20 protein-coding genes and 1 tRNA gene are annotated in these 17988 nt (G+C 59.3%); 11 read left to right on the forward strand and 10 right to left on the reverse strand.

Features of this window, described 5'->3' with window-relative positions; genetic code table 11:
* The 4 genes from secD to queA all read right to left on the reverse strand — a co-directional run bounded on the left by secD (window position 1) and on the right by queA (window position 4492).
* The gene (gene secD / locus ACEN93_RS11330; RefSeq protein ID WP_039765691.1) at window positions 1-1869 is read right to left on the reverse strand and encodes a protein translocase subunit SecD; all 1869 of its coding nucleotides are present in this window, start codon (window positions 1867-1869) and stop codon (window positions 1-3) included.
* 64 nt (window positions 1870-1933) lie between these two features.
* Window positions 1934-2269, reverse strand: a complete 336-nt coding sequence (gene yajC, locus ACEN93_RS11335; protein WP_007956696.1) for a preprotein translocase subunit YajC — start codon at window positions 2267-2269, stop codon at window positions 1934-1936.
* Window positions 2270-2312: 43 nt separating this feature from the next.
* Window positions 2313-3428, reverse strand: coding sequence for a tRNA guanosine(34) transglycosylase Tgt (gene tgt / locus ACEN93_RS11340; RefSeq protein ID WP_495611553.1), 1116 nt, complete (start codon window positions 3426-3428; stop codon window positions 2313-2315).
* Window positions 3429-3442: 14 nt separating this feature from the next.
* On the reverse strand, window positions 3443-4492 hold the full coding sequence (gene queA / locus ACEN93_RS11345) for a tRNA preQ1(34) S-adenosylmethionine ribosyltransferase-isomerase QueA (protein ID WP_240867804.1): 1050 nt from the start codon (window positions 4490-4492) through the stop codon (window positions 3443-3445).
* Between the two features lie 108 nt (window positions 4493-4600).
* On the opposite strand from queA, the gene ACEN93_RS11350 reads away from it, so the two are divergent.
* From ACEN93_RS11350 to ACEN93_RS11380, 7 genes are all read left to right on the forward strand, one after another.
* Window positions 4601-4685: transfer RNA gene (locus ACEN93_RS11350), tRNA-Leu, on the forward strand.
* A gap of 93 nt (window positions 4686-4778) precedes the next feature.
* Window positions 4779-5108 (forward strand): hypothetical protein, encoded by a 330-nt coding sequence (locus ACEN93_RS11355; protein ID WP_074691023.1) that lies wholly within the window; start codon window positions 4779-4781, stop codon window positions 5106-5108.
* 155 nt (window positions 5109-5263) lie between these two features.
* Window positions 5264-5635: a hypothetical protein gene (locus ACEN93_RS11360; RefSeq protein WP_085610938.1), complete on the forward strand. Its 372-nt coding sequence runs from the start codon at window positions 5264-5266 to the stop codon at window positions 5633-5635.
* A 119-nt stretch (window positions 5636-5754) separates the two neighbouring features.
* The gene (locus ACEN93_RS11365; protein WP_495611420.1) at window positions 5755-6501 is read left to right on the forward strand and encodes a hypothetical protein; all 747 of its coding nucleotides are present in this window, start codon (window positions 5755-5757) and stop codon (window positions 6499-6501) included.
* Window positions 6502-6572: 71 nt separating this feature from the next.
* Window positions 6573-8492: an alkaline phosphatase D family protein gene (locus tag ACEN93_RS11370; RefSeq protein ID WP_495611421.1), complete on the forward strand. Its 1920-nt coding sequence runs from the start codon at window positions 6573-6575 to the stop codon at window positions 8490-8492.
* A 199-nt stretch (window positions 8493-8691) separates the two neighbouring features.
* Complete coding sequence (locus ACEN93_RS11375; protein ID WP_039765667.1) at window positions 8692-8946, forward strand: type II toxin-antitoxin system Phd/YefM family antitoxin; 255 nt, start codon at window positions 8692-8694, stop codon at window positions 8944-8946.
* Window positions 8943-9197: a Txe/YoeB family addiction module toxin gene (locus ACEN93_RS11380; RefSeq protein ID WP_285413987.1), complete on the forward strand. Its 255-nt coding sequence runs from the start codon at window positions 8943-8945 to the stop codon at window positions 9195-9197. Before ACEN93_RS11375 ends, ACEN93_RS11380 begins: the two co-directional genes overlap by 4 nt.
* Before the next feature lie 8 nt (window positions 9198-9205).
* On the opposite strand, the gene ACEN93_RS11385 is transcribed toward ACEN93_RS11380, so the two are convergent.
* Window positions 9206-10378, reverse strand: a complete 1173-nt coding sequence (locus tag ACEN93_RS11385; protein ID WP_414882005.1) for an aspartate aminotransferase family protein — start codon at window positions 10376-10378, stop codon at window positions 9206-9208.
* 102 nt (window positions 10379-10480) lie between these two features.
* Between ACEN93_RS11385 and ACEN93_RS11390 the strand changes: the two genes are divergently transcribed.
* The 4 genes from ACEN93_RS11390 to ACEN93_RS11405 all read left to right on the forward strand — a co-directional run bounded on the left by ACEN93_RS11390 (window position 10481) and on the right by ACEN93_RS11405 (window position 13302).
* Entirely contained in the window at window positions 10481-11386 is a 906-nt protein-coding gene (locus ACEN93_RS11390) for a LysR family transcriptional regulator (RefSeq protein WP_039765662.1), read from the forward strand.
* Between the two features lie 45 nt (window positions 11387-11431).
* Window positions 11432-11836: a GNAT family N-acetyltransferase gene (locus ACEN93_RS11395; RefSeq protein WP_495611422.1), complete on the forward strand. Its 405-nt coding sequence runs from the start codon at window positions 11432-11434 to the stop codon at window positions 11834-11836.
* A gap of 63 nt (window positions 11837-11899) precedes the next feature.
* Window positions 11900-12424: a hypothetical protein gene (locus ACEN93_RS11400; RefSeq protein ID WP_039765658.1), complete on the forward strand. Its 525-nt coding sequence runs from the start codon at window positions 11900-11902 to the stop codon at window positions 12422-12424.
* 173 nt (window positions 12425-12597) lie between these two features.
* The gene (locus tag ACEN93_RS11405) at window positions 12598-13302 is read left to right on the forward strand and encodes a hypothetical protein (RefSeq protein WP_039765656.1); all 705 of its coding nucleotides are present in this window, start codon (window positions 12598-12600) and stop codon (window positions 13300-13302) included.
* 69 nt (window positions 13303-13371) lie between these two features.
* Here the strand turns inward: ACEN93_RS11405 and ACEN93_RS11410 are convergent, their stop codons facing one another.
* The 5 genes from ACEN93_RS11410 to cyoB form a co-directional block, all read right to left on the reverse strand.
* Entirely contained in the window at window positions 13372-13863 is a 492-nt protein-coding gene (locus tag ACEN93_RS11410; RefSeq protein ID WP_163976406.1) for a RidA family protein, read from the reverse strand.
* 230 nt (window positions 13864-14093) lie between these two features.
* Window positions 14094-14981, reverse strand: a complete 888-nt coding sequence (gene cyoE / locus ACEN93_RS11415) for a heme o synthase (protein ID WP_039765651.1) — start codon at window positions 14979-14981, stop codon at window positions 14094-14096.
* A gap of 10 nt (window positions 14982-14991) precedes the next feature.
* Window positions 14992-15327 carry a cytochrome o ubiquinol oxidase subunit IV gene (gene cyoD / locus ACEN93_RS11420; protein WP_007956718.1) on the reverse strand — a complete coding sequence of 112 codons (336 nt, stop codon included), beginning with the start codon at window positions 15325-15327 and terminating at the stop codon, window positions 14992-14994.
* Window positions 15327-15953, reverse strand: a complete 627-nt coding sequence (locus ACEN93_RS11425; RefSeq protein ID WP_007956720.1) for a cytochrome o ubiquinol oxidase subunit III — start codon at window positions 15951-15953, stop codon at window positions 15327-15329. Before ACEN93_RS11425 ends, cyoD begins: the two co-directional genes overlap by 1 nt.
* A gap of 3 nt (window positions 15954-15956) precedes the next feature.
* Window positions 15957-17987 (reverse strand): cytochrome o ubiquinol oxidase subunit I, encoded by a 2031-nt coding sequence (gene cyoB, locus ACEN93_RS11430; protein ID WP_007956721.1) that lies wholly within the window; start codon window positions 17985-17987, stop codon window positions 15957-15959.
* Between the last annotated feature and the right edge of the window lies 1 nt (window position 17988).

Here is a 17988-nt window from a genome sequence, read left to right on the forward strand (position 1 = left end):
TTAAATCCACAACTTCTTGAAGTCACGACCGCCGAAGATCAGGTTGACCATCGCGCGGGTGACCATGATGGCCGTGAACATCGAAGTCAGTACCCCGAGGGACATGGTGACTGCGAAGCCCTTCACCGGGCCGGTGCCCATGGCGAAGAGGATGCCGCCGACCAGCAAGGTGGTCAGGTTGGCGTCGAGAATCGCAGTGAATGCCCGACCGAAGCCTTCGTTGATAGCACGCTGCACGGTCATGCCGGCGGCGATCTCTTCACGAATCCGCGAGAAGATCAGTACGTTGGCGTCGACCGCCATACCCATGGTCAACACGATACCGGCGATACCCGGCAGGGTCAGCGTGGCGCCCAGCAGCGACATCAGCGCCAGCAGCAGCACCATGTTCACCGCCAGTGCGACGGTGGCGATCAGGCCGAAGAAACGGTAGATGGCGATGATGAACAGCGAGACGAACAGCATGCCCCACAGCGATGCATCGATACCCTTGGTGATGTTGTCCGCACCGAGGCTCGGGCCGATGGTGCGCTCTTCAGCGAAGTACATCGGAGCAGCCAGACCACCGGCACGCAGCAGCAGCGCCAGCTCGGACGACTCGCCCTGGCCGTTCAGGCCGGTGATACGGAACTGCGCACCCAGCGGCGACTGAATGGTCGCCAGGCTGATGATCTTCTTCTCTTCCTTGAAGGTCTGCACCGCGACGTCTTTCTCGACGCCGTCGACCACTTGCTTGGTGTAAGTGGTGACCGGACGCTGCTCGATGAAGATCACCGCCATGCTGCGACCGACGTTGCTGCGGGTCGCGCGGCTCATCAGCTCGCCACCGTGACCATCCAGACGGATGTTCACTTCAGGGGTGCCGTGCTCGCCGAAACCGGCCTTGGCGTCAGTCACCTGGTCACCGGTGATGATCAGACCACGCTCGATCTGCGCCGGAGGACGGTTGCCCTCACGGAACTCAAAGGTCTCGGAAGTGGCTTTCGAAGCGCCCGGCTCTGCTGCCAGACGGAACTCGAGGTTGGCCGTCTTGCCGAGGATACGCTTGGCTTCGGCAGTGTCCTGCACGCCCGGCAGCTCAACCACGATACGGTTGGCACCCTGACGCTGGACGATTGGCTCGGCAACACCCAGCTCATTGACGCGGTTACGTACCGTGGTCAAGTTCTGCTTGATGGAGTATTCACGGATTTCCGCCAGCTTGGCCGGGGTCATCGCCAGACGCAGCACCGGTTGACCGTTGAGGTCGGCCGGAACAATGTCGAAATCGTTGAAATTCTTGCGGATCAGCGCACGGGCCTGTTCGCGGGAGTCAGCATCGCTGAAGCCCAGCTGAATGGCGCCATTGAGTTGCGGCAGGCTGCGATAACGCAGTTTCTCTTTGCGCAACAGGCTCTTGACGTCGCCTTCGTAGACTTTCAGGCGGGCGTCGAGCGCTTTGTCCATGTCCACTTCCAGCAGGAAGTGCACACCACCGGACAAGTCCAGACCCAGTTTCATCGGGTGCGCGGCCACGCTGCGCAGCCATTGCGGGGTGGTTTGTGCCAGGTTCAGCGCGACGACGTAGTCATCACCCAATGCCTTGCGGACAACGTCTTTGGCCGGCAGTTGGTCTTCAGCCTTGGTCAGACGGATCAGACCGCCCTTGCCGTTCGCAGCCAGGCTCGAAGCCTTGACGTTGATCCCGGATTCCTTGAGCGCGGTGCTTACGCGATCCAGATCGGCCTGGTTGACCTGCAGGGCCGTGCTGGCGCCGCTGATCTGAATGGCCGGGTCATCGGGGTATAGATTCGGAGCGGAATAAATCAGACCGATCGCCAGCACCGCCAGGATCAGAATGTATTTCCACAGAGGATATTTGTTCAGCATCACGCCGCCCGTTATGAACGCGGGGCGCCTTGCGCGCCCCGTCGATTGAGTAGAAGTTGGAACCTTAGATCGCTTTCAGCGTGCCTTTTGGCAGCGTGGCGGCGATGGCGCCCTTCTGGAACTTCATTTCCACGGTGTCGGAAACTTCCAGAACCACGAAGTCATCGGCCACTTTGGTGATCTTGCCGGCGATGCCGCCGGTGGTGACCACTTCGTCACCCTTCTGCAGGCTGCTCAGCAGGTTCTTCTGCTCTTTGGCGCGCTTGGCCTGTGGACGCCAGATCATCAGGTAGAAGATGACCAGGAAGCCGACCAGGAAAATCCACTCGAAGCCGCCGCCCATAGGCGCTGCAGCCGGTGCAGCCGCGTCAGCCATGGCATTAGAGATAAAAAAGCTCATTTAGCACTCCAGTTGCAAATGTTGAATCTTGGGGTCAGAAAACTCAGTCCAAAGGCGGAACGGGAAGCCCGCGTTTGGCGTAGAAGGCATCGACAAAGGCGGCCAATGTACCCTGTTGAATAGCCTCGCGCAAACCAGCCATCAGCACCTGATAATGGCGCAAATTGTGGATGGTATTGAGCATACTGCCGAGCATTTCGCCGCACTTGTCCAGATGATGCAGATAAGCGCGGGAGAAGTTCTGGCAGGTATAGCAATCGCAGGTCGGATCCAGCGGCGAATCATCATGGCGATGGAACGCGTTACGGATCTTCAGCACGCCTGTATCAATGAACAGATGCCCATTGCGGGCATTACGGGTTGGCATCACGCAATCGAACATGTCCACACCGCGGCGCACACCCTCAACCAGATCTTCCGGTTTGCCAACGCCCATAAGGTAACGAGGTTTGTCAGCCGGCATCATGCCCGGCAGGTAGTCCAGCACGTTGATCATTTCATGCTTGGGTTCGCCCACCGACAGACCGCCGATGGCCAGGCCATCGAAGCCAATCTTGTCCAGGCCTTCCAGCGAGCGCATGCGAAGGTCCTGGTGCATGCCGCCCTGGACGATGCCGAACAGCGCCGCCGTGTTGTCGCCATGGGCATTCTTCGAACGCTGAGCCCAGCGCAGCGACAGCTCCATGGACACACGGGCCACGTCTTCGTCAGCCGGGTACGGGGTGCATTCGTCGAAGATCATCACGATGTCCGAGCCCAGGTCGCGCTGGACCTGCATCGACTCTTCCGGGCCCATGAACACTTTCGAGCCGTCAACCGGGGAGGCAAAGGTCACGCCCTCCTCCTTGATCTTGCGCATGGCCCCGAGGCTGAACACCTGGAAACCGCCGGAGTCGGTCAGGATCGGGCCTTTCCACTGCATGAAATCGTGCAGGTCGCCGTGTTCCTTGATCACTTCGGTACCCGGGCGCAGCCACAGGTGGAAGGTGTTGCCCAGAATGATCTCCGCGCCGGTGGCGACGATGTCACGCGGCAACATGCCCTTGACCGTGCCGTAAGTGCCCACCGGCATGAAGGCCGGGGTCTCGACGGTGCCACGAGGGAAGGTCAGACGACCACGACGAGCCTTGCCATCGGTGGCAAGCAACTCGAAAGACATACGACAGGTGCGACTCATACTGTTTCCTCTGGGCCGCGCGGCGCGGGATTACGGGTGATGAACATCGCATCACCGTAGCTGAAAAAGCGGTATCCGTTATCGACCGCGGCTTTGTAGGCAGCCATGGTTTCCGGATAACCGGCGAAGGCCGAAACCAGCATCAACAGCGTGGATTCAGGCAAATGGAAATTGGTGACCAGCGCATCGACCACATGGAACGGCCGGCCCGGGAAGATAAAGATGTCGGTGTCGCCGCTGAACGGTTTAAGTACGCCATCGCGGGCGGCGCTTTCCAGCGAACGCACGCTGGTGGTGCCGACAGCGATGACTCGACCGCCGCGCTCACGGCAAGCGGCGACTGCATCGACCACGTCCTGACCGACTTCCAGCCACTCGGTGTGCATGTGGTGATCTTCGATCTTCTCGACACGCACCGGCTGGAAGGTGCCGGCGCCAACGTGCAGCGTGACGAACGCAGTCTCGACGCCCTTGGCGGCGATCGCCTCCATCAGCGTCTGATCGAAATGCAGCCCGGCAGTCGGCGCCGCCACCGCGCCGAGCTTCTCGGCATACACGGTCTGATAGCGCTCGCGATCCGAACCTTCGTCCGGGCGGTCTATATAAGGAGGCAACGGCATGTGTCCGACGCGATCGAGCAGCGGCAGCACTTCTTCGGCAAACCCCAGCTCGAACAGCGCATCGTGACGCGCCAGCATCTCGGCTTCGCCGCCGCCGTCGATCAGGATCTTCGAACCCGGTTTCGGCGACTTGCTGGAACGCACATGAGCCAGCACGCGGTGGGTATCGAGCACGCGTTCGATGAGGATTTCCAGCTTGCCGCCGGACTCCTTCTGCCCGAACAGGCGCGCCGGAATCACCCGGGTATTGTTGAACACCATCAGATCGCCGGGGCGCAAATGCTCCAGCAGATCAGTGAATTGACGGTGTGCCAGGGCGCCGCTGACCCCATCCAGGGTCAACAGGCGACTACCGCGACGCTCGGCCAAAGGATGGCGGGCAATCAGCGAATCAGGAAGCTCGAAGGTAAAGTCAGCAACGCGCATGATGGGGTTCGTCTAGCAGGGCCGGAAAGTCTAGCGGAAATATCGAAAATTGACCATGAAACGTGATTGACCAACGGTAGGCACCTCTCTATACTTCGCCGCCATTGAGCCCTGATGGCGGAATTGGTAGACGCGGCGGATTCAAAATCCGTTTTCGAAAGGAGTGGGAGTTCGAGTCTCCCTCGGGGCACCAAAATTAGAAAAGGTCTTGCTTAGCAAGGCCTTTTTTTTCGTCTGTCGGAAAGTGCCGCTGGCCCTCCGGCGAGATCTCACACAGGTTCACCCCATGGAAACGTCACTGGAAACCGTCGCCCTGTTCTCCCTCAAACTCGCGTATGAGGAAGAAGACCTGAGCCCGATTCTGCGCGATGACATGGTCATGGGCGACTATCAGAAAGACGTGTTCGAACTGCTGGTGCGCCGGGGTGATGTCGAGACGATCCAGTTCAAGATGAATGAGTGCCTGGCGCTGGCGATGGATGCCCTGGGCGGTTTGGAAAAGCCGTTGGGGCGGGAGTTGCACAAACTGTCCGCCGATTTCAACCAGGCACGTTCGATGGAGCAGTTGGACGCACCGCTCCTTGCACTCAAGGGCTATTTGAAAGACGTACTGTAAGGCCTTACAGAAATGCCGGCAGTGGCATCTGGCACTTCAGTTGGGGAGGATGAAGATAGTGGCGCCATGATACTATTTTGCTATCTTGCGACCTTATTGAAAATAGAGGCACTGACGTCCTCTCAAGTGAAATGTCTTTCAGGAAAAAGATCGCAATGGACGCTTGGCTTTTCATGTTTGTCCACGTTGTGACCTGGATCTGGGTCGTGGGCGAAAGGGGCCGCTGGAATTTGCTGGTAGCGAACTGCGCCGGCTTCATCAGCGGCTGGATCGTAGGCTGGGTGTTTGTGATCCTGTACCAGTGGATCTTCGCTGGCGCGAATATGGCGATGCCACCGATTCCGGCGCGCAGCCTGCTGATTGTGATGAGCGGCGCGGGAGCACTGGTCGGCATGTGGATGTGGGTCGCACAGCTCAAGCGACCTGAGTCCAGTCTGCTCCGTCATCTGATCGGGGCTGTCTATGGGACCGCGGCGGGAGCTATTGCCCTGCTACTGACCACCCGACTTATCTATCCAGGCGCTTGACTGAATATCCATGCCATGGAGTAACGATCGACGCGTTGATGGCGCGATGCACCAGGTTTGGTATCTTGACGCCCCCGTCGTGTTCCGGGTTTTGCGAAAGGTTAAAAGGAAAGGATCGAATGGAGTTTCTGCGTTTTCTGGCATTTGTCGCGGCCTGGGGTTTCATGTGGCGCTGGGTGGTGAAAAACCGCGGCAGCTGGAATCTGTTTTACGCCAACCTGGTCGGTGTCGCGGGCGGTTTCATTGTTTCGATGGTGGTGCTGGCGATCACTTTTTCACTGTTCCCGTCGGCGCATCGCTACGAATCCGCGCAGACCGAAAACGTCGTGGCACAGCAGGAAGCCGAGCCGACCTCGTTGCTGCCGGAAGCCGAGGCGGTTGCAAGCCCTGCTGCGCAGAAAGATGCGCCGGTGTTTGCCGCTATCGAGCCGGACAACAAGCCCTCTCCAGCGGATTCCGCGTTGTTGCCGAACTATGCCAGTCGCGCGCCGAAGTCGATGTCGGTGCAATCCGTGATCGACCAGAGTGATGATGAGGGGCGCAAGGCCCTGACGGCGTTGAGCAAAAAACTGCGCGCCGACGCCCAGGGCGACAAGTCGATGCTCGCGTATGTCATGTGCAGCCCGTTCGTGACCAGCACCTTGCGCTTCCCCGCCTCTGCCCGGTTTGCTGACAGCAAAAGCCTCACGCCGCAGCGCTTCAAGGATCAGGTCTACACCTTCAGCAACACCGTCACCGCGCGGAACATGAATGGCGACGATGTGACGTACCGCTTCGACTGCTCCGTACAGGAACAGCCAAGCGTCGACGCGACACCTGCCGAATGGCGCCTGTTGGCGCTGAAGCTGGAAAAAACAGGCTCTTAAGCCTGATTTAAGGGTTCGAGGCGCCGGCTGCGCTATCATCGCCGGCCTGTGCGCCTTGAGCTTTTCCCCCGATGCCTCCGACACCTGATGACCTGAGCCCGTTGCCCGCTGTTCTGGCCGGGCCGTTGCTGCGACGGCTGGAACCGACGCGCATCGTTCTTTGGCTGGTCGGCAGCCGCGAGCTGTCGTTGACCTTGCGTCTGCAAGGCGTAGGGAACATTCCTCTCGATAGCGGGAAATGCACCGTCATTCCGGTAGGCACCCGGGCGTTTGTTCACCTGATCGACGTTCCGCTGGAAACCGCCCTGCCCTGCGACACCCGCATCGACTACGACCTGTTGATCGATGGCCAGCAGCCGATCGCCGACTGGGCGCCGCACCTGCTCTACGACAACGCCACCAGCCCGAACTTCGTCCTGCGCTCGCGCATTGACCAGTTGCTCCACGGTTCCTGCCGCAAGCCCCATCATCCGGCCGCCGACGGTTTGCTTTGCGTTGACCGGTTACTGGCCGCTGAAACCGATCCGCAGCAACGCCCAGCGCTGTTGATGATGAGCGGCGATCAGGTTTACGCCGACGATGTGGCCGGTCCGATGTTGCGGGCGATTCATGCCTTGATCGAGCGCTTCGGTCTGTTCGGTGAACACCTCGAAGGCGCGGTGGTCAGCGACAGCGCGAAACTTTACGAACACCCGGCCAGCTACTACCACCGCGCGGATTTGCTGCCGGCACTGGAAAGCAACGAGACATTGCGCGAGCGTTTCTTCGGCGGTGCGCGCAAACCGATTTTCACCAGCAGCAGCGCCGACAATCACCTCGTGACGTTTGCCGAAGTCATGGCTATGTATTTGCTGGTGTGGTCGCCTACGCCCTGGGCACTGGTCAATCCGCAGCCGCCGGCACTGACGCCGGAACGCCTCAAGCGCTACGCCCTCGAACAGACTCGCATCGACGGCTTCAAGGCCGGCCTCGGCCAAGTGGCCCGAGCATTGGCGCATTTGCCGAGCCTGATGATCTTCGATGACCACGACATCACCGACGACTGGAACCTGTCCGCACAATGGGAGGAAACGGCCTACGGCCACCCGTTCTCCAAGCGCATCATCGGCAACGCGCTGGTCGCCTACATGTTGTGTCAGGGCTGGGGCAACAATCCGGATGCATTCAGCGCTGTACTGGAGAAAACCCGAGGCCTGAGCGCCAGCGGTGACGACCGCTATCTCGACGCTCCCGTGCAGGACGAATTGATTGAGGAACTGCTGCGCTTTCAGCAATGGCATTTCGTCTTGCCGACCAGCCCGGCGCTGGTGGTGCTCGACACTCGCACCCGACGCTGGCGCAGCGAAATGGCGCTCAAGCAACCGTCGGGTTTGCTGGACTGGGAAGCCTTGAGCGAACTGCAGCAGGAACTGCTCGACCATCCTTCGGCGATCATCGTTTCGCCGGCACCGATCTTCGGCGTGAAGCTGATCGAAACCGTGCAGCGAGTATTCAGCTGGTGCGGTTATCCGCTGCTGGTGGACGCGGAAAACTGGATGGCCCATCGCGGCGCCGCCCAGGTGATCCTGAACATTTTCCGACACTCGCGTACACCGGGCAGTTACGTGGTGCTGTCAGGCGACGTGCATTATTCCTTCGTCTACGAAGTCCTGATCCGACACCGCAAGGCCGGCCCGCGCATCTGGCAGATAACCAGTAGCGGCATCAAGAACGAATTCCCGCCTACCCTGCTGGAATGGTTCGACCGTCTCAACCGCTGGCTCTATTCACCGCGCTCGCCACTCAACTGGCTGACCAAACGCCGCAGCATGCGCATCGTCCCGTACGTGCCGGAACACGCCGAAGCGGGTGAACGGTTGTGGAACTCGGCGGGGATTGGTCAGGTGTTTTTCAATCAACAGGGGCAGCCGAAAGACATCATCCAGCACAACTCGAATGGCGCACCGAAGACCCGGATGCTGGCGCCGGATTTGTCGGACTACCCTGATTAGAAAAATCTCACGTAGACCGTGAGAGGGATCGCAGGCTCGTCGGAATCAGCTTACAGAAGACCCAGAAACGTCTCGACGAGACTTCGGTGATACTCAGCACACCGCAGGCAGCCCGTCTGTGGCACAACCACTCATAGGTATCGCCTTGTCATCCTGTACTCATTTCTGTACGTTCTTTGCACCAAGCGAGGACTACAACATGGACACTATCAACTACACCACAGCTCGTGCGCACTTGGCTGAAACCATGGATCGCGTGAATGAAGATTGCGCCCCACTTCTGGTAACCCGCCAAAAAGGCGAGCCTGTAGTGATGATGTCTCTGGCCGAATACAACGCGCTGGAAGAAACGGCTTATCTGCTGCGTTCTCCGGCCAATGCCGAGCGCTTGATCAAATCGATTGGCGAAATGCGCGCTGGAAAAGCCAAAGTCAGGCAACTGATTGAAGAATGAAAATCCAGTTCACGCCAACGGGCTGGGAAGACTACTTATGGTTTCAACAAAACGATAAGGCCGGTCTCAAACGAATCAATCTTTTGATCAAAGCGATCCAGCGCCAACCCTTTGAAGGCTTGGGCAAACCGGAGCCGCTCAAGCACAACATGAGCGGCTTCTGGTCACGGCGGATAACTGCCGAGCATCGCTTGGTCTACACGATCGTAGACGGCGAAATCTGCGTCATAACTTGCAGATTTCACTACTGACCGAGGGATCAGACATGGCTCAGGGAACGGCCAACCCCTCTGACAATCATCCCCACCTCCCGCTCATCAATCGTCAGCGGCGGCAGTAGCCGGATCGTCTTGCCCCGAGTGACGTTGATCAGCAGTCCATGATCCCGTGCAGCAATCAATGTCAGGTCGCGGACCGGCTGTTTCAGTTCGATGCCGATCATCAGCCCTTGCCCACGAATCGCCAGCACATTCGGATTGTCCGCCAGCTCTGCGCGCAAGCGGGTCAGCAGGCGCTCGCCCTGGACCCTGGCATTTTCCAGCAGGCCTTGTTCCTCGATAATCTCGAGCACGGTGCAGCCCACCCGACACGCCAGTGGATTGCCGCCGAAGGTGCTGCCGTGGCTGCCGGGGGTGAACAGATCCGCCGCTCGGCCCCGTGCCAGGCAGGCGCCAATCGGCACGCCGTTGCCCAGACCCTTGGCGAGGGTCATGACGTCGGGAAAGATGCCTTCGTGCTCGAACGCAAACCAGCGGCCGGTACGGCCGATACCGGTCTGGATTTCGTCGAGCATCAGCAGCCAGGCGTGGCGGTTGCACAACTCGCGCAGGGCCTTGAGGTAGCCGGGCGGTGCCAGTTGCACGCCGCTTTCACCCTGAATCGGCTCGACCAGAATCGCCACGATCCGCTGGCCATGCTTGCGCTGCACCTGCTCCAGCGCTTGAAGATCGCCGAACGGCACTTTGACGAAATCCCCGGGCAACTCATTGAAGCCCAGGCGCACCGCCGGGCCATCGCTGGCGGACAAGGTGCCGAGGGTACGCCCGTGAAACGCGTTGGCCATCACCACTACCAGCGGCTGCTCGATGCCTTTGCGCCAGCCGTACAGACGCGCCAGTTTCAGTGCGGTTTCATTGGCCTCGGCACCGGAGTTGTTGAAGAACGCCCGCTCCATCCCCGCCAGCCGCGTCAGCTTCTGCGCCAGCGATTGTTGCCAGTCGATGCTGTAGAGATTGGAAGTGTGCAGCAGCAAACCCGCCTGCTCGCTGATCGCCGACACGATGCGCGGGTGCGAGTGGCCGACATTGGTCACCGCCACGCCCGCCACCGCGTCCAGATACTCGCGGCCCGCCTGATCCCAGAGTCGGGTGCCCAGGCCCTTGATGAAGCTCAGGTCCAGCGGTTGATAGGTGTTCATCAGGGCGGCGGTCATGTCGGCAAACTCCAGCGAGGTGAGAGGTGCTGGCAGTATGGTTATCCACCTGAACTGGATAAACTCGGCAAAACTTCAATCATTTAGAAGCCAGGCTTGATAATGGATCTGTTCCAGTCGATGAGCGTGTACGTCAAGGTTGTGGAGTCCGGCAGCATGACGGCGGCCGCGCTGCAGTGCGAAATGTCCACGACCATGGTGGGCAATCACCTGCGGGCGCTGGAGCACCGGCTCGGTGTGCAACTGTTGCAACGCACCACCCGCCGCCAGCGGCTGACCGAGTTCGGCAGCGTTTACTACCAGCGCTGCCTGGAAGTGCTCGGTCTGGTCGCCGACTCCGAACGCCTCGCCGAACAGACGCTGGATGAACCGCGCGGCATCCTGCGGGTGACCGCGCCGCTGACCTTTGGCGTCGAACGTCTGGCCCCGGCGCTCAGTGAGTTTTCCCTGCAATGTCCGCAGGTCAAACTCGACGTGATCCTGACCAACCGCCGTCCGGATCTGCTGGAAAGCGGTCTCGACGTGGCCTTCCGACTGGGCCACTTCGACCAGTCCAACCTGATCGCCCGCCCGCTGATCGACTACACCCTGACCGTCTGCGCCTCCCCGGAATACGTGGCCCGACGCGGTATGCCGCTCACGCCTGAAGAACTGCGCCAGCACGACTGTCTGTCCTTCGCCTACCCTGCCGGCGATGACTGGCAATCGGTGGAAAAGCAGTGGCGCCTCAGCGGCCCGGACGGCGAAATCATGGTCGACGTCAAAGGCCCGATGCTGATCAACAGTTCCGCCGGCCTGCATCAGGCCGCGCGCACCGGCATGGGCATCGTGATGCTGCCGGACGCACTGGTGGAACAGGACCTGCGCGACGGCCGACTGGTCGTGGTGATGCCGGACTACCAGCCGCCGAATCGCCCGATGCATCTGCTCTACGCGCCGGATCGCTATCGGCTGCCGAAACTGCGTCGCTTTGTCGAGTTCGCCATGCAGATGTGGGGCAGGCCGTAGGCAACGCGACTACTGTTGGAAATACACCAGGGACGGGATGAACAAATGAACAAAGACATTTCAATACGCGACCTCATGCCCACGGAAGTGGAGGCAGCAAGGCAGTTTCTCGAGCGGCACGGCTGGGCTCATCGCACCGGCACCGCCGAACATTTCGCACAACTCATCCAGAACTCCCAACGCACTGCCGTTGCATTGAGCAGCCAGCAGATTGTCGGCTTCGCCCGTGGCATCACCGATGGGATCTCCAACGGTTACCTGTCGATGGTGGTGGTCGACGGGCAACATCGGCGCGCGGGCATCGGGCGGGCGCTGGTGGAACATGTGATGGGCGACAACACCGACATTACCTGGGTTCTGCGTGCCGGCCGCGAAGGTGCGGAAGCTTTTTTTGCCAGCCTGGGGTTTGAAACCTCGGTGATCGCGACGGAGCGTTTGCGACTGAAATAGCCGACGATTACCGTGACCCCGACTATGCTCCACCCTCCTCCTTTTCAGCATGGATGCTGCGCAATGCTCACGATTCTGCAAAACACTCCGATACGGGTTTACCTGATTTTTCTGCTGGTGGTTTATTTCGGCATCAAGTCGTTTTCTCCCCGACGCGAGAGCCGTGCCTCGATGTTGATAACGCCCCCGGCGTTTTTGGCATGGTCGCTGTACTCACTGAACCTGACGATCAACCCCGGCCTGTTTTTCAGCACCTGGTTCGCCGCGCTGTTGCTGGGCAGCCTGTCGGCCTGGCTGGTGTTCTCCCGCCGGGGCGTGGTGCTCGACGACTCTGCGAAAGGGCTGATCATGCCGGGCACGGTAAAAATCCTGATCATGTACCTGATGTTCTTTTCTGCGAACTACTACTTCAATTACCAGCATGACGTGCATCCAGAGCGTTCCGCCTCCCCGGACATGCTGTTGATCAAGTCGATTATTTCGGGGTTCCTGGGCGGCCTGATCGGCACCCGCTCGTTGAAGCTCTACTGGACACTGCGTGCACTGGCGTCCCGGCGGTTGCCGAGGAATGCCATCGCCAATGAATAAGGCAGAGCGCTCGCGGTGCCAGGTTGCTCAACACAAATCATCCGGACAAATAATCGGCACCAACGGCCCCTTGCTCCGTGACAACGCCGCTGCGCTCCCCTAAATTAGTCGGCCTGAAAAAGCCCCCAGCGCTTTCTCGTCTCATCTCAAGTTAAAAAAGTAGTGAAATTTCAATGTCCGATTTCAACACCGCTGAATCCGTAGTCACTCTGTCGTCCAAAGCGGAATACGAAAACTCCATCAATCTTTCACAACATATCCCACAGGCGAAGATCATCAGCGAGATGGTGCTGGACGCGTTCCAGTCGAGCCGCGAGAGCGATCAAATCCGCGAACTGCGCGCCGCGATCCGTCAGGCACACGACCGCTTCGATGACGACCAGGCCTATGAGCTGATGGGCGAACTCAAGCGCCTGAAGGACGCTGAGGCTGCCGACATCGCTGCCCTCGAAGATCTGAGCAGCAAATTCCCGATCAGCCGCATCCTGTCCAGCTTCAAGGACGATCCGGCGTTCCAGGAAATCGTCTACGGGCTGGCCCTCAAGGTTCTGAACCAGACCCATCAGGCGATCAGCAACCCGAGCGGCGGCAAGAGCAAGGCCGCACGCGCCAAGAAAGACGTCGAAGTGTTCAGCATCAGCAAGGACGGCATCAGCGTGACCCTGCCAATGCGCACACCGCGTTCGCGTCTGAGCGTGGATCGCGAGGCGCTTGAATTCCTCGGTTTCACCTTCGTCGGCGAAGGCGACGAGGCGGAAATCGAAGGCGAAACCTTCGTCGACAACGCCGGCACCGAGCACGCGATCAACCGCAAGAACATCATCACCGCACTGCAACAGCAGACCGCGTTCGACGGTTACAGCATCGCCGCCCAGTAACACCGGCGCTGACGAAAAAGCCCCGCTCTGATATTCAGGCGGGGCTTTTTGTTGGACGCAGATCGGCGGTTATGCCGAGGGGTGCACGGCGGCAATCATGTCGACTTCGATAGCCGCGTTTTTTGGCAACTGATAGACGCCGACAGTGGTGCGGGTGTGACGCCCGACATCGCCCAACACATAACTGAATACGTCCGAGGCGCCGTTGGCAACTTCGCTGAGATCGACAAAATCCGGCGTGGACTTCACGTACACCGTGACCCGCAACAACGCCCTGACCTTGTCCAGCGAACCGACTGCATCGACGATAAAGGCCAGACACCGCATCGCACTGATGCTCGCCGCGGCCTGCGCATCCTTGAGCGTCAACTCCCGCCCCACTCGCCCTGGATACTGAATCCTGCCCTCGGTGCGCGGCACCATGCCGCTGATGTAGATCTCATCGCGATGACGGATCAACGGCGCGTAATTGCCACCCACCGTGTTCTCGCCATTGATGTCGTAGTTCAGCTCTTTTGCCAGGGCAATGAAGCGCTCGTCGCAGGTCATCCTCTCAGTCATTTCGCCCAGCCTCTTGATCGATGCATGAAGTTGGATCCGAATCTAGGGCTTTTGCCTGTTGATCGCAACCTGTCGATTTCTAGCTAGTCGTTTCGAGGGAATGGCTGATTACCGCACCCCTTTGGTAGCGAGGCTGTTCACGACAAAGGACGTCGTTTCTCCATCATCCGAGCAACAAAAAACCCCGCTCATCTCTCGATGAACGGGGTTTCTCGTACAACGTTCGAACCTTACGGCGCGTACGTCAGCAGCAGCTCGGTCGGCACCTTGAAGTCCAGGGACATCATGACGCTCAGCGCGGTGATGGTGAAGATCGAGAACACGAACAGCTTGCGTGCCCAGACCGTGTCATCCACCGCCTTGTAGCCGGTCCAGGCCATGTACAGCCAGTACATGCCCATGGCCGCGGCGACGGCGAGGTAGCTCATGCCGGCGTAACCGCTGAAGGTCAGCATCAACGTCGCCACGAGGAAGGCCAGGATGTAGAACAGGATGTGCTTCTTGGCCACCTGGATTCCGCGCTTCACTGGCAGCACCGGAATCGATGCGGCCAGGTAATCGTTGAAGCGGAAGATCGCGATGGCATAGGAATGCGGCATCTGCCACAGGCTGAACATCACCAGCAGGGTCAGCGCGGCCATGTCGAAGCTGTTGGTCACGGCCACGTAACCGATCACTGGCGGCATCGCGCCCGACAGACTGCCCACCAGCGTGCCGTGAACCGACTTGCGCTTGAGGTACAGGCTGTAGAAGCCGACGTAGATGATGAAGCCGATCACGGCGAACAGGGCGGCCAACGGGTTGGCCACCTTGTACAGCAACGCAACGCCGGCGACACCCAGGACGGTCGCATAGACCAGGGCCAGTTTCAGGGAGATCAAGCCCTGGACCAGCACCCGGTTCTTGGTGCGTTCCATCTTCAGGTCGATGTCGCGGTCGATGCAGTTGTTGAACACGCAACCGGAGGCCACGACCAGGGAAGTGCCGATCATGGCTGCCAGAAACACGGCCAGATCGACATGCCCTTTCGAGGCCAGGAAGAACCCGCCTGCCACAGAAAGCACGTTACCGAAAATGATCCCCGGTTTGGTGATTTGGATAAAGTGCTTGAGCGACATCGGGTTTACCTCACTTCGCCATCATGTAGGTGTGGATGCTGAACATGATCCACAGCGACAGACCGACCAGCAGCACGATCACGATGGCCGTAAAGACGAACGCAATCACGTTGTTACGTTGAGCGATGGAACGGTCCAGGTGCAGGAAGTAATACAGGTGAACGATCACCTGGATCACGGCGAACAGCAGGACGATTGCCAGCGTCGTCGACTTCGGCAGGGTCGGGAACATCACCAGGCCGAACGGGATGACGGTCAGGATTACCGACAGGATGAAGCCGATGGCGTACGACTTTACGCTGCCGTGGCCAGCATCATGGCTGTCATGGGAGTGTGCATTAGCCATTACAGGGTCCCCATCAGGTAAACAACGGTGAATACGCAGATCCACACCACGTCCAGGAAGTGCCAGAACAGGCTCAGGCAGCTAAGACGGGTCTTGTTGGTCGCCGTCAGGCCGTGCTTGTTGACCTGGTACATCATGATGCCCATCCAGATCAGACCGGCGGACACGTGCAGACCGTGGGTACCGACCAGCGTGAAGAACGCCGACAGGAAGCCCGAACGGCTAGGACCGAAGCCCTCGGAGATCAGCAGGTGGAACTCGTTGATCTCCATGGCGATGAAGCCTGCGCCGAGCAGGAAGGTCATGAACAACCAGCCCAGAACCTGCTGCTTTTTACCCTTGTACAACGCCAGCATGGCGAAGCCGTAGGTGATCGAACTGAACAACAGCAGAGCGGTTTCGCCCAGCACGTATGGCAGTTCGAAGATGTCGTGGCCCGACGGGCCACCGGCGACGTTGTTTACCAGTACCGCGTACACCGCGAAGATCGACGCAAACAGAATGCAGTCGGTCATCAGGTAGAGCCAGAAACCGTATACGGTCATCTCGCCCGAGTCGTGGTGATGGTCATCGTGCCCATGGTCATGACCATGGGCGTGTCCAGCATTGGTCACTAAGTTCGACATTGTTTAAGCCTGTTCCAACTTGGTTTCAACACGGGTTGCGGAAGCAGGGATCTTCCCGGCCGCTACCAGACGCTTGTGCTGCTCGGCTTCGATGCGCTCGATCGTTTCAACCGGCACCATGTAGCCCTGATCGTCACGTGCTGCGTGGATCACGAAGTAGATGACAGTGCCGGCCAGGCTGGCGATCGCCAACCACCAGATGTGCCAGATCATCGCGAAACCGAACACGGTCAGCAGTGCGCCCATCACCACGCCAGTGGCAGTGTTGTTCGGCATGTGGATCGGTTCGTACTTGGCCGGGGCCTTGTACGCGGTACCGTTTTCCTTGGCCTCGGTGAACGGATCGATGCAGTCTGCCTTTGGCAGTACAGCGAAGTTGTAGAACGGAGGTGGCGACGAGGTCGACCATTCCAGGGTATGGGCATTCCACGGGTCACCGTGTTCGCACATGTTTTCCGGCTTGTTGCGGTCACGCACCGACACGTACAGCTGGATCAGCTGGCAGGCGATACCCACAGCGATCATCACCGCACCGAACATGGCAACGTACAGGTACGGTACCCACTCAGGGTTGGTGGTGGCGTTCAGACGACGGGTCATGCCCATGAAGCCCAGAGCGTAGAGCGGCATGAACGCGACGAAGAAGCCCGAGATCCAGAACCAGAACGCTGCTTTACCCCAGCCTTCGTGCAGCTTGAAGCCGAACGCTTTCGGGAAGTAGAAGCCGAAACCTGCGATGTAGCCGAATACCGCGCCGCCGATGATCACGTTGTGGAAGTGCGCGATCACGAACAGGCTGTTGTGCAGAACGAAGTCAGCACCCGGGATGGCCAGCAGTACGCCGGTCATGCCGCCGATGGCGAAGGTCACCATGAAGCCCAGGGTCCACAGAACCTGGCTGGTGAAGCGCAGACGGCCCTGGTAGATGGTGAACAGCCAGTTGAACAGTTTCACACCCGTCGGGATGGAAATCAGCATCGTCGCCAGACCGAAGAAGGCGTTGACGCTGGCACCCGAACCCATGGTGAAGAAGTGGTGCAGCCAAACCATGAAGCCCAGTACCGAGATCGCGCCCGAGGCGTAGATCATCGAGTGGTGGCCGAACAGTTTCTTGCCGGTGAAGGCCGAGATGACTTCCGAGAAAATGCCGAATGCCGGCAGGATCAGGATGTAAACCTCAGGGTGGCCCCATGCCCAGAACAGGTTGACGTACATCATTGGATTGCCACCAAGTTCATTGGTGAAAATGTGGAAATCCATGTAACGGTCAAGGGTCAGCAGTGCCAGGGTAGCGGTCAGGATCGGGAACGAAGCCACGATCAGAACGTTTGCCCAGGTGCAGGTCCAGGTGAAGATCGGCATGTCCATCAGTTTCATGCCAGGGGTACGCATTTTCAGCACGGTCGCGAGGAAGTTAACCCCCGTTAACGTTGTACCCAGACCCGATAGCTGTAGCGCCCAGATGTAGTAGTCCATCCCCACGCCAGGGCTGTATTGCAGACCCGACAGCGGTGGATAGGCAACCCAGCCGGTCTTGGCGAATTCGCCGACGCCCAGGGACAGGTTGATCAGCACGACGCCGGACACCAGCAGCCAGAAGCTCAGGGAGTTCAGGAACGGGAACGCAACGTCACGCGCGCCGATCTGCAGCGGCACTGCAAGGTTCATCAGGCCGGTGAAGAATGGCATCGCCATGAAGATGATCATGATCACACCGTGAGCGGTGAAGATCTGGTCATAGTGTTCAGGTGGCAGGTAGCCAGGCGAACCCTCGGTGGCCATGGCCAGCTGGGTACGCATCATGATGGCGTCGGCAAAACCGCGCAGCAGCATGACCATGGCGACGATGATGTACATCACGCCGATTTTCTTGTGGTCGACCGACGTCAGCCACTCGGTCCACAGGTAAGTCCACTTCTTGAAGTAGGTGATTGCAGCGAACAACGCCAGACCACCGAGCGCGATCATCGAGATGGTGACCATCACGATCGGCTCGTGGAAAGGGATCGCTTCCCAACTTAATTTACCAAACATC

The sequence above is a fragment of the Pseudomonas sp. Pseusp21 genome (assembly GCF_059492145.1).